This window comes from Nostoc sp. PA-18-2419 (assembly GCF_005869855.1).
Taxonomy (GTDB): domain Bacteria; phylum Cyanobacteriota; class Cyanobacteriia; order Cyanobacteriales; family Nostocaceae; genus Nostoc.
Genome location: NZ_SZNH01000052.1, coordinates 21,290 through 35,937 on the forward strand (window position 1 = coordinate 21,290; position 14,648 = coordinate 35,937).

Annotated in this window: 19 protein-coding genes and 3 pseudogenes; 3 read left to right on the forward strand and 19 right to left on the reverse strand. The window is 41.2% G+C overall.

Features of this window, described 5'->3' with window-relative positions; all coding sequences use genetic code 11:
• Positions 1–38 precede the first annotated feature (38 nt).
• The 19 genes and pseudogenes from FCR06_RS29405 to FCR06_RS29495 all read right to left on the reverse strand — a co-directional run bounded on the left by FCR06_RS29405 (position 39) and on the right by FCR06_RS29495 (position 11,692).
• Entirely contained in the window at positions 39–749 is a 711-nt protein-coding gene (locus tag FCR06_RS29405) for a hypothetical protein (RefSeq protein ID WP_138506107.1), read from the reverse strand.
• Positions 739–1,158 (reverse strand): hypothetical protein, encoded by a 420-nt coding sequence (locus FCR06_RS29410; RefSeq protein ID WP_138506109.1) that lies wholly within the window; start codon positions 1,156–1,158, stop codon positions 739–741. Before FCR06_RS29410 ends, FCR06_RS29405 begins: the two co-directional genes overlap by 11 nt.
• Before the next feature lie 235 nt (positions 1,159–1,393).
• Positions 1,394–1,639 (reverse strand): hypothetical protein, encoded by a 246-nt coding sequence (locus tag FCR06_RS29415; protein WP_138506111.1) that lies wholly within the window; start codon positions 1,637–1,639, stop codon positions 1,394–1,396.
• A gap of 134 nt (positions 1,640–1,773) precedes the next feature.
• Entirely contained in the window at positions 1,774–2,052 is a 279-nt protein-coding gene (locus FCR06_RS29420) for a hypothetical protein (RefSeq protein ID WP_138506113.1), read from the reverse strand.
• Between the two features lie 52 nt (positions 2,053–2,104).
• Complete coding sequence (locus FCR06_RS29425; RefSeq protein WP_138506115.1) at positions 2,105–2,317, reverse strand: hypothetical protein; 213 nt, start codon at positions 2,315–2,317, stop codon at positions 2,105–2,107.
• A 14-nt stretch (positions 2,318–2,331) separates the two neighbouring features.
• Positions 2,332–2,676: a hypothetical protein gene (locus tag FCR06_RS29430; protein ID WP_138506117.1), complete on the reverse strand. Its 345-nt coding sequence runs from the start codon at positions 2,674–2,676 to the stop codon at positions 2,332–2,334.
• Entirely contained in the window at positions 2,673–2,873 is a 201-nt protein-coding gene (locus FCR06_RS29435; protein ID WP_138506119.1) for a hypothetical protein, read from the reverse strand. Before FCR06_RS29435 ends, FCR06_RS29430 begins: the two co-directional genes overlap by 4 nt.
• An 87-nt stretch (positions 2,874–2,960) precedes the next feature.
• The gene (locus FCR06_RS29440) at positions 2,961–3,521 is read right to left on the reverse strand and encodes a WGR domain-containing protein (RefSeq protein WP_138506121.1); all 561 of its coding nucleotides are present in this window, start codon (positions 3,519–3,521) and stop codon (positions 2,961–2,963) included.
• Positions 3,522–3,534: 13 nt separating this feature from the next.
• Complete coding sequence (locus FCR06_RS29445) at positions 3,535–3,882, reverse strand: hypothetical protein (protein ID WP_138506123.1); 348 nt, start codon at positions 3,880–3,882, stop codon at positions 3,535–3,537.
• A 124-nt stretch (positions 3,883–4,006) separates the two neighbouring features.
• Positions 4,007–5,628: pseudogene (locus tag FCR06_RS29450) on the reverse strand (AAA family ATPase).
• 90 nt (positions 5,629–5,718) lie between these two features.
• Positions 5,719–5,928: a DUF2997 domain-containing protein gene (locus FCR06_RS29455; RefSeq protein ID WP_138506125.1), complete on the reverse strand. Its 210-nt coding sequence runs from the start codon at positions 5,926–5,928 to the stop codon at positions 5,719–5,721.
• Positions 5,929–5,931: 3 nt separating this feature from the next.
• Positions 5,932–6,381 carry a DUF1257 domain-containing protein gene (locus FCR06_RS29460; protein WP_138506127.1) on the reverse strand — a complete coding sequence of 150 codons (450 nt, stop codon included), beginning with the start codon at positions 6,379–6,381 and terminating at the stop codon, positions 5,932–5,934.
• A gap of 111 nt (positions 6,382–6,492) precedes the next feature.
• Positions 6,493–7,566 (reverse strand): hypothetical protein, encoded by a 1,074-nt coding sequence (locus FCR06_RS29465; RefSeq protein WP_138506129.1) that lies wholly within the window; start codon positions 7,564–7,566, stop codon positions 6,493–6,495.
• Positions 7,567–7,733: 167 nt separating this feature from the next.
• Positions 7,734–8,003, reverse strand: a complete 270-nt coding sequence (locus FCR06_RS29470; RefSeq protein WP_138506131.1) for a hypothetical protein — start codon at positions 8,001–8,003, stop codon at positions 7,734–7,736.
• A gap of 131 nt (positions 8,004–8,134) precedes the next feature.
• Entirely contained in the window at positions 8,135–8,407 is a 273-nt protein-coding gene (locus tag FCR06_RS29475) for a hypothetical protein (RefSeq protein ID WP_138506133.1), read from the reverse strand.
• A gap of 104 nt (positions 8,408–8,511) precedes the next feature.
• Positions 8,512–9,489, reverse strand: coding sequence for a DUF5895 domain-containing protein (locus FCR06_RS29480; RefSeq protein ID WP_138506135.1), 978 nt, complete (start codon positions 9,487–9,489; stop codon positions 8,512–8,514).
• A 245-nt stretch (positions 9,490–9,734) separates the two neighbouring features.
• The gene (locus FCR06_RS29485) at positions 9,735–10,001 is read right to left on the reverse strand and encodes a hypothetical protein (RefSeq protein ID WP_138506138.1); all 267 of its coding nucleotides are present in this window, start codon (positions 9,999–10,001) and stop codon (positions 9,735–9,737) included.
• A 140-nt stretch (positions 10,002–10,141) separates the two neighbouring features.
• On the reverse strand, positions 10,142–10,909 hold the full coding sequence (locus FCR06_RS29490; protein WP_138506140.1) for a hypothetical protein: 768 nt from the start codon (positions 10,907–10,909) through the stop codon (positions 10,142–10,144).
• Positions 10,910–11,359: 450 nt separating this feature from the next.
• Positions 11,360–11,692, reverse strand: coding sequence for a helix-turn-helix domain-containing protein (locus FCR06_RS29495; protein ID WP_138506142.1), 333 nt, complete (start codon positions 11,690–11,692; stop codon positions 11,360–11,362).
• A gap of 900 nt (positions 11,693–12,592) precedes the next feature.
• Here FCR06_RS29495 and FCR06_RS29500 point away from each other — a divergent pair.
• From FCR06_RS29500 to FCR06_RS29510, 3 genes and pseudogenes are all read left to right on the forward strand, one after another.
• A pseudogene (locus tag FCR06_RS29500) lies at positions 12,593–12,898 on the forward strand (bifunctional DNA primase/helicase); the annotation flags it as partial.
• 75 nt (positions 12,899–12,973) lie between these two features.
• Positions 12,974–13,204, forward strand: a pseudogene (locus FCR06_RS29505) (IS701 family transposase); the annotation flags it as partial.
• Positions 13,205–13,272: 68 nt separating this feature from the next.
• Positions 13,273–14,601: an IS701 family transposase gene (locus FCR06_RS29510; RefSeq protein WP_138506144.1), complete on the forward strand. Its 1,329-nt coding sequence runs from the start codon at positions 13,273–13,275 to the stop codon at positions 14,599–14,601.
• The last annotated feature ends 47 nt before the right edge of the window (positions 14,602–14,648 follow it).

Here is a 14,648-nt window from a genome sequence, read left to right on the forward strand (position 1 = left end):
GAATCCGAAAATATTTTGCTCCAAAACCTTGCGCCATTTTAAATTGATGACTGAGTTTGTTTGCTCAACAAAGAGCGTGTCAAATTTTTCAGATCCTGAATCGTCGCAGGTAGTTTCGACTTTTTTTCTGGTGTTGGCACTCCTAGTTCTTGTAAGAATGCTTCCGGGTCAAAACCAACAGTTGCAGTAGTAGTAAGGGTTTGAACTTGTTGCTTAATCTCATCCCCAGTCTTTAACCCGTACTCAAGGGTAATTTGTTGCCTGATTTCGGGATTCTTGGCCAACTGATAAATAAACGCTATTTCATCAAAACCTTGCTCTGTGCGTCGCTGTAATGAACGAGCATCAAGTTCACTCGTAATTTCATCGAACAATTCTTGCTCAAACTCATGAACTGCCAGCGCTTGAGCAACAGTCTTACCTGCCACAATGTCCAAGAATGCTTTAAAAGTTTCCCGACTGACTCCAGCAAGATGTAATTGTTCACTCACACTTTCTATGGCATGAGTTTGTATATTCGCCAAATTGCTCTCACCTCCTAACAGCTTTGATTGGTCGAGAGTTGTTTGCGCTAAATTGAACAGCCTCTCCAAACGATCGCTGATATCCACGGGAAATTCTTGAGCGTTCGGATCAACTGCTGGATCTGACTGAGCCAGTTGTTCTAACCCAGCAATGATTTGCTCTGGCTTGTAGTTAGCACTCAATAATTCAAATAATTCTGCACGGGTGAATTTGCTATCCGACATAATGGGTTTCTCCTAAACTGTGTGACGTAAATCCCAGTTGCTCTTGTTCAAACTGGGCGCGGGTGTACTCGACTTTATTTGCTTCAACAATTGCTTCGACGAGAGCTTTTTTGTCAATCCCTTGAGTGATATCTCCAAACAATTCACCAATCTTTGCTATCACCCACACTTGATAAGATGTGATCGGTGCAGCACGGAGATTTTTCTCTTGGGCTAATGCCTGCATCCTTATAAGTATTAATCTATACTCTGGAATCAAAGAAGCGACTTTTGCCCATCGTTCCAATGTCCGGGGACAAATACCTAAAATCTTCGCCGCTTTCGCTTTTGACATTGGTAAAACTAAGGGATTTACCCCTGATTGGCTTTGTTTTTGATTAAAAAGTTGTTTTCTCCATCCTGATTCCATGAACTTAGTCAAATCCGTATCAATAGCCTCAAAAAGATAGTCAATATCCGTAGCATCTAAGTGTCAATATGGATATCAATATGGATGTCCATGTGGATATCAATGACCAGTGTCTATTGACTGTCTATTGACCTTGCTCTTTTATAATAAAAAACCGCGCCAAGCGGTTCAAGCTACTAAGTTGACAACTTTGTTGACAACTTTGTTGATAACTCATAAATTTTCAGTGGGATATTTACCAAGCTCCTTCGGGGCGAAAACTCTTACCTTCTTTCAACCATTTATTATGATGTATTGCGGCTAAAGCTTTTACTCTCGAAGATGGTTTACGATGAGTTCTAGACGATTTTTTGCAGGCATAAGCTGTCATTGTTCTGGCTCTAATATTTAAATATCCTGATGCCTCTTCAAAACTTAATCCCCAAATTTCACAAAAAACTAATGGGTCAAGTTCTTTGATTTCTTCAGTTTGTGCGTTCATACTTTAGCTCAAAAGTTAAGTTTTGGGGTAACTGCCATTTCTGGCAGAAGCGATCGCCTTCTTTGTCCGGTGGCGATCGCTTTAATTTATGCAAGGCTCTTTTATATGAACTGGGCAAATGATTTCCCGTATGGTCATTTTGAAGCCTGACTTTGTTTGACTAGCACCGAACGCAAGTACATTAGGCAAGCTGCTTCTCCCCGATAAATCAGAATCCGCAGCGTCTGTACTTCCTGCATTGGAGAAACACAGATTTCAGCGATGGCTGCAATCAGATTTTGTTGCTTCTGCACGTAATCTTGATGCTGCTCTTCTAATTCCTGAATCTTGGAGTTTAGCTGTTGAAGAAGCCGCAATGCTTGTGTCAGGGACGATTCTTTATTTCGAGAGTGATTATCTAAAGTTAATGTCATTTTCTTGCTCCTGTAAATTTAAATGGTTGAAAATAACGAATTTCCATTAGTTTCAACTTTGAAAAACTGAGTCGATTTCGCCGTTATCAATAGCATTTTTGGCATGACTAACAGCTTGTGTATGATTGTCAAAGGTTTTGGTTGAAGGAGATGCCCAGGTTGTTTTCAACAAGCCCTGCTTCCCGACGTGAACATCTACAGCACCATCTGATAATTCGGTAGTCTCGATTTTGTAGCCGCCATATTTGGTTTTGTACTCTTTCATTGCCGTTAACTCACCTAAAATTTATCTCGTTGAATACTGAAGCTTGCTCCGACTAAGGAACTCCCTAAGAAGACGGAAAAACTGACCAACATTGCACCCAGGCAGATATTTTTCTGTTGCTCCCAACCAGAGATGATTATGTTGGGGTCAGCATTCGTCTCGATAATCTCCAGCCCCCAGCAAGCCATTGCTCCAACCCCTGAAAAGCCAGTCAAGAGTAGAGAGACAATTGCAGTTATTTCTATGCTGCGCTCGATAAAAATTCTGGGGTTAAATCTTTTTCGAGTCCGACGAAGAACTAACTTACTCTTATTATTTGAAGGCAAAGATGATTGATGAGTTACTTTCTGTGTTTTCACTTTGCATCCTCCAATTCAATAAAAAACCCTGCACCAGTATTCTTAATCTTTACTTTTCTTTGATTGACTAACATTTGAATCACGTTAAGACTGAAGTTGATGTGACATAATCGAGCGCTACCCCCACAACGACGAAGATACTGTATGCACAAGGAGGAATGGTCAGCAGGGGCGGGATGAGTGGATTTTCTCGGCATAATGTTTCCTCTTTGATAATGCGAGTAAGTGTTTAGGCAGAAAAATTAAGAGCATGACTAGCTTTTTGCCAGTCACGCTCTTGAACCTTATAAATGTCGCCAGAAGTTCTTACTGATAGTTTTGAGACTGACTACCTTGGGTTCTGCTGTTGCTTCAGAGGCATGACGAATAGCGACCGCAGCAACTTGTGGTGCAGGTGTGGCTAACAGAGACTTGAGTAATCCCATTTGATAGTCAACATTTTCTACTGAGTGATATACCCTGTATGGTTCAATTTGCATACCCAAAGGTGTTGGGACAATCAAAAGATATTGATTTAGGGCATTGATATAAGCAACTGAAAAATTTCTCTGCTCTACACAAGGACGAATAATCTCTAGTAATTCAATCGCTCTGTTGATTTCAGAAACTTCACAATTACTATCGATTTGTGACTGACTTCTTCTGTAGCCTTTCATCATCTTTTCGGCTACCAGATTGTTGAATTTGCTAACGGCTCTCTGATGATTGCCTAATGTGTGGACTTTGGTTTGCGCTTGATAACCGACTCTGCCCCACTGCACTGTTAAGTTACCATCTTCGACAATGGCCGCCCAGAATTTATTGCTGTTTTGAATTGTGTCAACAAAGACTAAATAGATTTCCATGTTTTTAACCCAGTCAACTCGCTAACTTCTGGGCATTGCCCCATCTAATTTGATGTTGTAGTGCTTCAAGTATTGTTTCCGCTTCGTGTGTTGTTAGCCCATTTAATTGTGAGCAAATATTTACCAAAAGTTGTGGCGTATCCATACCAAGAAATGTGACAAAAAGTGCATCCCTAGAAGCTTCTATTAGTGTGTAACTGCTCGGCTCATGCCTTTCTCGCATAAATACATAATTTGTTAACACCGTCCGAAGCAACAATTTTGTTTCTCTGTCTAATTTCTCCAAATATGCGCCATAATTCTCAACCAGTTGGTCAATGGTTGGAGTCTGACCGTAATAAGTAACTAAATCGGTTATCATGTTTCTTCGCCTTATTAACTATGTTAATTAGCTGCTATCAATTACTAAAAGAAAGAGCGATGGCGTACCCGCTATGAACCGATGGCGATCGCCCCCATAAAATCAGGAGATAATCGCTTTCTCATCAGTTCATATTGCGAAACTTAGCAGCACGCAAAGACTGAGTTTTGGCTGCAACCACAGGACTACTAGCCCGTCGTGCGGTGGATGCCCACACCTGCATTCGTTCAACCGCCGCCGCATCCTGAATTGCAAGTGGGGTAATGGTTTTACGACAGGTTTCCAGATCAGCAAGTGTTACCTGCTGCGGTCTATCCTCATCAATGCCAGCAGAGCAGCTTCAGATGCTAGCGTTTCTAATTCTGCGCCTGAAAACTTCGCGGTGTTTGCGGCGATCGCTTCCAAATACTCGGACTCCACTACAATGCCAAAACGCTTTAGGTGAATCTTGAGGATTTGGCAGCGTTCTGGCTCGGTTGGTAGATCGACGAAAAAATTTTCATCAAAGCGTCCCTTCCTCTTAAGTTCACTTGGTAGTGCTGACGGGTCGTTGCAGGTAGCTACAACAAACACGCCAGCCGTACACTCACTCATAAATGTGAGCAGATTTCCCAGAATACGCTGGGAAACTCCAGAAGTGTCACCAATCCCCGAAAGTGCTTTTTCTATCTCATCAACCCATAATACGCATGGGGCAATAGCTTCAGTCGTTTTAAGTGCGCGGCGGACATTGCCCTCGGACTCGCCAACGAGTGAACCTAAAAGGGATGCAATGTCTAGTTGTAGGAGTGGCAAATTGAGTATGGTTGCAATGTTTTTGGCGCAAATGGACTTACCTGTTCCGGGAGGCCCCGCCAACAATACACCTTTGGGTTGCGGCAGATGCAGCTTACGCGCCTCTTGAGTGAACAGTCGCCGCCGCCTCATCAGCCATTCGCGCAGTAAATCGAGTCCGCCAAAGGGGATAGTTGCAGGTTTGCCTAACTCAATTCCCATCTGAGCCAACAGCCGGGTTTTGTACTCGACTATCAGAGGTGTGACTGTGGCATCAATCAAAATGCCAGCGTTGCTCAGACGCTCTTTGACAGTTAGCCGCAAAAAATCGCTGACTTCCTCTAACGTCAGTCCCAGCGCTGCCCGTGCAAAGGTTTCTTTTTCTTCATAACTCAGGGACACTTGAAATGTGACATCCTGCTCAGTAGCAGATTCTTCAAGAAAAACCAGATATGACTCGAAGTGGTCTTGAATTTGATCAATACTAGGCAGTGGCACTTCACACCAGGGGATCAGCCTAACAAGAGTTTCGTGCAGTTCGATGTTTTGACCCAGTAGCACGATCCGTTTTTCTGTAGGTTTAAGCCGATGGTAAAGGTTTTTCACTCTGGTCAAGATTTCCCAACTCATGTGTGGCGAGTTCTTTCCAAGAAATGGGTGTATGTCCCCCAGAATAAACACTCCAGCACCATCAAAGTTATTGATGTAGTCGAAAACGAAGAGTATTGGATCAGCGTGGGGTGGTCTTTTGTACTCTGGCACTGGCTTAAACACCAATCCCCCATCTGCTGCAATTAAACATTGCTCCAGGGTGGACACTCCCAGATTCCAAAAGAAAACTGGACTGTTAAGTTTTTCTTTAGCTTCGGTTGTCAACCACTGAATGATAGTTGCTTCATCGGGGGACAGGACATCAACTGCGGCGATCGGGATTTGTGAATCGAGCGTGGAGAGAAGATTTGAGAGTTTCATGTCAATTATTCAAATATTTCACTTATGAAATGGCGAAGCCTTTATGATCAGCAGTTACCAGCCGAGTTAAGACTGGTAACTGATGACTGATTACTGACGCAAACGTGTTTGATTACTGTTCGTAGTCCGAAGTTGTTGGGTTTGGGCTTCATCCTTGTAAGTGCGATCGCCCTCCACAACACCCAATGCCTCTTCAAACGGTTGCGTAGCCGATAAACAACTTAGCCCCTCGAATCCCTTAGCCTCCACTCGGACTTCACCTGTAGCATTGTCAAAATGAATCAATATTGAGCGTTCCATAATTTATCTCCGTGCAAATTGTTTAACTTCTTGATGTCCGGCAAAAGTCAGCCGTAGAGTTTGCACGCTCCCGTTGGTTTCTTCAGCGATCGCACATTCCCCAAATTGCTCTTGTAACTCGGCAGCTTTGACACGAACCAAATGCTTACCATAAGCCAGCATTAGCTTATTGCTGAAAAAGTCTTTGCCCAGCTTCGGAACTGTTTCATAACTGTCGTGTATTACGTCATACACACCATTTGACTGATTCCATTTAAAACCGATGTCTGCACGGGCTTGAATTGTGCGACCAGATACAATGATTTCAGCACTTTGCCCCTGAGAGCCACCGTAGTATCCTTTTAGTGATTGTGGTGTTTCGTAAACTTGCGGTGATAGGTTTAGATCCGTGAGTGCAAAAATAAGACATTCATGGTTAGCAAGTTTAGTTTTAACAGTTGAGAAGTGTGACATGAGAATTTTGTCCCTATAGTAAAAGTGCGGTATTCTTTTGAAACGTGTATATGCATTTTTTGTTTAAGGTACTTAGTCTTGGACGAATGCACCCTCGCCCAAGACTGTTTTTTACCTGAACTTGAAAGACATAACGGTAGCTTTCGACAAGCCCACGTCGCTAGTCGCAAGTGATTGCAGATTGCGCTGTTCATCTAGTAACTTGGTGCGAATCTCTTGCATTTTTTGCTGCAATTGATTGCGCCCCTCACTACCAAGATTCTTCGACTCAATCGCCGGATCATTAACAATCAAGTCAATGTGCGCCATCATCGCCTCCAAGCTGCTGCCAGCCTCCGGGTCAGCATTCGCTAGTAGTACCTGAACCTTCATCAGATGGCGTTCCATCTTCTTTTTAAATTGGACTGGTTTGCGTCCTGGCTCCCAATCGGCTAGTTCAGAGAGCAACTGCGCGGCGAGTTGTTCACCACCAGCTAGGGCTGATTCCCGTAGCCTTTGCTCCAGATTTTGGTCATACTGTTGGATGAAGCGAGTGATTTGGTCTAAACATTCGGCTTGTTTATGATCGAGTTGTTCGGATAGGGCAGGGATAATTACCGGACGACCAATAATGACTTGCAAATAGTCTTCAAGGTCGATCAGAGTCGGAAATGCTCTTAACAAGTTGGCTTTGACTGACTCTTGCTTATCCTGTGCTAATTCCCAAGTGTTAAGTGAGAGGAACTGGTCAATTCGCTCTTGATAATCTTCGAGTCCTGCTTCGTAATCAGCTTTTAATTGATTGCGTAAACCAGGGGCAATATTATCTCTAATATTAAGAAGTTGACTCCAAACGAGCGGAGCTAAATCAATCGGACAAACCCAATCACCAGTATCAGCAGACATCCATTCTTGAACTGAAGCAATCTCTTGCCTTAATTGGGCAGCAGCTTCATCGAGCTTCTTGAATACTTTGATTCCGCGTAAACCAACTTCGGAATTAGTAACTTTAACGAGGTCTGATTCGATTTCAGAAACTTCAGCTTTTAGCACATCCGCCCATTTAGGAGCAGCCGATTTTGTACTTTTCTTTAGCTGAATTCTAAACCTAATGCGGGTTTTATTTAACTGTGAGAAATTATGGCGCTCGACTACTGCATCAGTTAGGAAATTTGCAGCAATAGGGTTGTCGATTGCTTGTACCATTATTATTCACCTCGATCAATATTTTTCACTTTCAATTCAGCGAAGCTTTCTTTGTGACTATTTCTCAATTTGTAAATGCCTGTAGTAGCTCTATAGATTACTTTTGTAGAGCTTTCTTGTAGCCGAATATGCCTTTTAATGACTGGTGGTTTGTGTGTTGACATGGCTCAAAATAGTTGAAGTTGCTGTGAATTATCCTGTACCACAGGTTTTTGATAAACCATGCCTTCGACTTCATAACAACGAGTCATGAGTTTGTTTCGGTTTAGCCGAAAGCTGGCTTTTTTCCTTTGATTAGGCAGAGGCAAAAATAGATACTGTGGATGTTGGATAGTGCCTGCATCGCCCAAGTATCGACAATGTGTACCGTTGATTTGGTAAACTTTTGATGAACTCAGCAGTGTCGCGTCGTACACCTTAATGAAATTTGTTTCCATCGGATTAGCATTGAAGTAGAGTGTGCGATAATCTTTTGTGGAATCGATTTTTATCTACAGTCAACTTTAATCAGTTTGACTGTAGAGTTTTTCACGTATAATGTAGTTATTCGATTCTTTTAGACATTCTTTCAAAGATAGAAATGCTCGAAAATCTGGTTTAATTTTGACTTTGATTCATTTGGAAGTGCTTGAAAATCAAACTCTTTAGAGTCCCAAAGTTCATCTAGACTTGTAGACTCATCAACAATGTTTGCAATCAGACTCACTTCATCGTTGTAATCCCAACCGTTAGCCAAAAGCCACGGCAGAATTCCGTCAGATTGCAGTAGTTTCTCAACGTCGAAAAAGTCAGAAAACTGTTGCAAGTTTTCAATACTTGGCTGAACAATTGTTGTAGTCATGAAGGTATTTTAAATGATTGAAATATACTTCCCTACTTAAAAGCAAGTAAGGAAGCACAGAGATGAACACAATTGCTGCAATCACCTCAATAAGCATTTGGTTATTAAGAAGGCACATCTTCCCAGTAACCAACTTCATCGTCATAATCTGCCTGCATAGACTGCAATTTGTTGACGAAGTTAGTAAATTCTTCGTCAGTTAGCAATTGCCTTCCTTTTTTCCCATAATTCTCTATGAGAAACTGTTTGCCCTTTTCCTCTCCCCAACCCAAAGCTTCAATCAATCGTTGTGACTCCATCATCAATTGATTGCGATCAAGTGCATGAGATGTATGCTTTGGTAAGTTATTGTTAGGCAATCCCTTCTTCCACCAATCGTTGATAGAATTATGCACAAGGGCAATTTCTTGAGCTATTGGTTTCTTGCCAATACAATAATCCTCCCAGTTGGGTGCAGTTGGCTTTTCGTATCCGCTACATACACAAGCATTGGAAGTTTGCCCCCCTTTCTCACGTTTCTCTGTTTTCAATGTGGGACAAAATACCCACATCGAATGCCAAAGTAAATTCTTTGGTTGGTGATGTTTGCCTTGAAAACTTGCATAAGCTTGTTCGCAGGTTTCACGAAATGCCATTAATTGCTGATCAAACGAAACTTGAAACACTCCCCAAGCAGTTATTTGTACTGGTGCGATATGAAGAGGTTGATTTTGGGCATCGACGAAAATCACCATGTACCGTTTAGCGAATTTGTAGGCGTTCTTGTCCAAACCATCACTTTTTCGCCAAACTCCAATCACCTTTCTATCGCTTCCGTATAGCAGAGGCGATCGCCCAATCACAAGTATTCGTGGTTGTCTATAGAGAGTGCCAGGAATGCCTATCTTTTCATCGTTCTCATCCAACTTGTTAGTGAGAACTTTATACTCTTTACCACCAACTAGCTCCTTATCCTCAAACCATCCTGCTAATTGTTGATTTTCATAAGCAATCCAAATGCCTGCGGGTGAAGGAATGCTTTTGGCTGCTGGGGTTTTTTCGTATGCCTTGTGTTCAGCAGAATCAAAGTCAAAAGCTGTCATAGTAGCTACTGCCTTTCTTTAATGTTAGTTTTCGCATAAAATAAGCGAAGCTTTAATTCTGGGTGGCACTGTTTTAAAACAGTGAGGGAAGAGAATTTTCTGACACCATTCTATTTACTACCAATACATTTCACTTTTGTCTTGGCGAAGCCGTTGATTTCAGATGTATCAAGTGCAGAGCCAATAAAACAGCGCTCTTGATTTCACAAAAGCGCTTGAAAACTTAGTAATTTGTATTAACTAAACTATTCTTCTGGGCTGTTTCTCTGACGCAATAACCTGAGAACTTCTTCTAAGCCTGCGTTTAAGTTTCTCAGATCAGATTTCATTTCTCTAATATCTGCTTTCACTTGCCGCATATCCGAAGCTAAACCAGTTGCCAGGGTCATTGTTTGAGCTATGGCAGTTTGAGATGTTCCAATGGTTCCTGCTTGAATTTTTAAGTTTGTAACATCTTGTGTCAGTTCATTGAGGCGTAGGTAAATATCGTCAAATCTAACATCGTCTGTCATCTTTTCTCCTTGCTGACATCCTCAACTACAATTTTAGCGGTATCGCTGTATCATCTCCTCATCTGTTGAAAAAGGCGTAGCTAAAAACAGAAAACAGTAGACGTGACCGATGAAGATTTCAGCCACGCCCACCATTCCACTTACGCCGCTATTCCCTCTGTCCGCACCAAATCAGAGTCTGTGAACCCACCGCAATCAAGGGACTCGTCTGAGGGTGTCTGATATTGCCGTAGCTGTTGCCATTTATCAGCTGTCAGTTGGTCAAACGGCTCAAACAGCTTATTCAGCAGTTTCTCATGAGATGGTTGCGTCAGTTCTACCATCGACAATACCCACACCGCATCAAATGCAGAATCACACGGAATTTTCTGCTGATGCACTGAAGTTGCCCGAATAACCCACCATCTGCTGTTAGTACAGCCTACTTCGCCAAGCTTTTGATCGTGGTCGTAGATACCATCGCTTAGGATTTCAAACCCGTACTTTTCGCATTCATCAGCAATCTGTACCATGATTTCATTCCCCGTTGTAGCGACTGGGGTTTCTTTTTCTTGTATGGGCAGTGTTCCGCGCTGGTAATGCCATGTGATGTAGCTGTGGCATCTTTTAAAAGTGTTCGCGCGGTGGATCTCCTCACCATTGACCATCACTATCCAAGGTTGCGTTAGGTCATCGTCGTGGTTAATACTAGCTACGAGCTTTTGACCTGCATAGAATTCGTGATCTTCAAACGAAATCTCTACTGATCTCAGTTCTTCAACTGGTTTAACACAAGGGGTTACAGTTGTTGCAATTTGTGGCATAATTTTAAAACCTTTGATTAGGTGATAAAGGCGATCACAGTGTTTCTCAGGCAAGCGATCGCCTTTTGATTTACATGAACAACGTTGTGCTTGCACAACGCTCACTCTCTTATTGGCGTAGCCTCATAAAGTAATTTAAAGGCAAAGCGTATCAGCTGATGTCAAAACACCAGACAGCACAAAGCTGTAGAGAAGATATTGGGATGTTACCGTGTCCTCTGTACAGCCGCGTGGTAACAATTGAAAAGGCGATTGAGGAGTTCACAATCGCCTTTGTTTTGCAAAGATTGAAGTTTTTACAACCAGTTTTTAGACTTAGTTTGGTCATCGGAATCATCTCACGGTGGCTTGGCCATTACAAGTTTACGGCTTCCGGCTGCTAGTCCCGGTGGCTACTAGTTTAATTGGTTTGGTATCAGTAACTCGATTTAGTTGATTTAGTTTGTAAGTCTTTGGTATTGGGGGCACTGGTGATTTACTCTCCTTCGCCCTTATATTTAGTATTTTATAACGCACACCTGTAATTTGTCAATACTATTTAGTAACGCAGCGCAATTATTGTACAGTGCAATTTATATCCCAAATTAAAGAAGATACATCACCATTTAATGCAACACAAAGCTTTTGTAGGATTTCAGTACTAACAGTTACTTCTTTCGGCTTTTTAGGACGATTAACAAACAAGTGTGGAGCTTCTAATTGCTGAATGTAAGTAGCAGATATACCTACTATCTCTGATAGTGCTTTCCGGCTATATCCAGCCTTTTCCCTTAATTCTCTTAATTTCTGCGCGTTTTCTTCATTCCAACGGAAAGATGCTACCGGAGTAACATCTATTTTAATCTTCATTTGCAAATCTACCTTATTATTGCGCTCACCTGTTGACATTTAATGTTACTCGCCTTAATATATTGGTGTCAACCATAATTCAACCAAATAAATTCGTGTTACACCATAAATTTATGGTGCTAAAAGCTTTTGTCCTGGTTGATAATGCCCAAAATTCTTTATAAACAACTGTTTTAGTAACAGCTCGGCTTAAGGCGGCTAAGGCTTTTCCTCCAACTTAGACTGGTATTCGACAGAAAAGCGATTGCCAATAACAGCAAACGCTTACGTTGCTTGAGCAATGCCAGAGCAATTACCTGAACTAGCTCTTCTGTAAAGGATAGCCACGTCTAACTTAGAGAATTTTCAAAAGCTAGTAGTCTGCCAAGGGAATTTTGCGTGGTGGCAAGCAGAGGGGCAGGGGGGAAAGAACTTGTACAAACTCTCCTCTGCTCCCACTAGCGAACCTGCTCCTCTGCCGACCTCCACAAGCGCAATTTTGGGGAAAGCGAACTACTAGGTTGTTTAGTTATTCACGATTGAGCTTAAACATTCCGCATTTTGTTTCAACACTAAAGCAACTAGCCAAATACACAATAGCAACGCTCTCAAATTCTCCCACTCATCAGGAGAAAGCAATATATCTAGGTTTCAATCAATCAGCACTCCTCACCGAGTAAAAAGCGATCGCACTGGTTACTCGGCAAAGATCGTTGCCCGATGTCATCCTGCAATTCTCATAATGAGAATTCCTGCTATGTTTTGAGTTTTCACCAAATTTCCAAAAATAGTTTGTTATATCCGTGCTTTAGTTCAGGTGTACTACTGCTCTATTTACAAGTAATCACAACAAGTCCTGAACTTTGAGTAACGGTTTTTTAACCACTGCCTATTTCTTGAGTATTTCAAAGCGGTATCACTCGATATCACCTACTTTTCCATGCGTTTATAGGAGGAGATATGAATCTCGAATCAAATCATTTAACTGAATGGCTCAACAGTGGAGTAGACGAAGAATTGATTGCCCTAAACGTGCAGTCGCTGTCCGGTACATTGCCTTATGATTATCTGTTGTACAGTCTCAAAATCTCCCGCCGCAACGACGGACGACTCCGAGACAGAGACTTGAAGAAATACCAACATATTGAACACGGGGGTTGGTGGTGTAGTGGCGTTGACCCACTCAACGATTATCAACAAATGCTCTGGGGCTGCTTCAAACCAGACAAGCCAAGGCGCGATCCGCAGAAAATTCACAAACATATTAACCCTCTTCTGTCACTTTCCGGGTATTCTGAATAAAAGAATAAAAAAAGAAAACCCTGAAAGGTAAGTGGGGCAATGGATGTAGAGTTACAAATTCTGAAACATTTAGCAAGAGATGCTCACCCAACAGTTGCCATCATAGATGAATATTGTGCAAAGTATAAAGGTCTGTTTAAAGAAGTAAGAAATTATGAATGCTTCAAATATTTACATATGGGGATAATATCAACTATAAAACGAAAATCGTTACCAGAGATAGCAAAGGTAGTGAGCATAAACTCAGCCCAGTCATTACATCATNCCCTCTTCTGTCACTTTCCGGGTATTCTGAATAAAAGAATAAAAAAAGAAAACCCTGAAAGGTAAGTGGGGCAATGGATGTAGAGTTACAAATTCTGAAACATTTAGCAAGAGATGCTCACCCAACAGTTGCCATCATAGATGAATATTGTGCAAAGTATAAAGGTCTGTTTAAAGAAGTAAGAAATTATGAATGCTTCAAATATTTACATATGGGGATAATATCAACTATAAAACGAAAATCGTTACCAGAGATAGCAAAGGTAGTGAGCATAAACTCAGCCCAGTCATTACATCATTTTCTAGCGAATTCAGATTGGGCAGTAGATGAATTAAAACAACGAAGATTAAATAAACTCAAGCAAACATTGAATGGGCAGGCGATTACAGTAGTAATAGATGAAACCGGAGACAGGAAAAAAGGTAAAAATACAGATTATGTGGCTAGACAATATTTAGAAAGCGTGGGAAAAGTAGATAATGGGATAGTTTCAGTTAACGCCTATGGAATTTATGCTAATATAACTTTTCCATTAGTCTTCAAAGTATTTAAACCAAAAGGAACCCTCAAGGAGTCAGATAAGTATAAAACTAAAATAGAATTAGCATCAGAGATAATTACAGAATTAATGGAATCAGGCTTCAATATCAAATTAGTATTGGCTGATAGTTTGTATGGTGAAAGTAGCCAATTTCTTAGAAAAGTAGCTGAATATAACTTAGATTATGTGGTATCAATCAGAAGTAATCATGGAGTTTGGTTGCCAGCAGGGCAAAGCGTTAGAGCGAATAAGTGGTGTAAATTTAAAAGAACATTTAGCAATCAAACATCAGAGACTAGATATATCCGAGAAATAATTTATGGAAAAAAAAGAGCCATAACCTACTGGGAAATAACTACTGACCCAGAAACCATGCCAGAAAATTCTACCTCCTTTGTTATGACGAATCTTCAAGGTAATTTGAAGAAGACTTTAGGCGACCTCTATGGATTAAGAACCTGGGTTGAATATGGATTTCGACAATGTAAACAGGAACTAGGCTGGACAGATTATCGTTTCACTAATTTCCAACATATTGAGAGATGGTGGGAGATTATTTTTAGTGTTTATACGATGATTAGTTTAAATTCTCCAGTCTTCTCAAGCTTCAATCAATCTTGTCAACTTGAGACTGAAGCACAAGAAAATAATGATGTTAATTTTTCTAATCATCCGCAATGGAACCATGAAGCTGGATGGAAGAATACTTTAAATAATCTGCGTCTTATTATCCAACCACTTTTACTATTTTGGTTAATTTATCCCTGGTTAAGTATTTTCCCTAATTCACATTTGTTACTAGGATTCAATCATTTAATTGCTGCAATGAATCAATTTAAACCCTGTTATGCTTCTGGATGATTTAGCTTCTTTACTACTTGCTTATTTCGGAAAGTGACAGAAGAGGG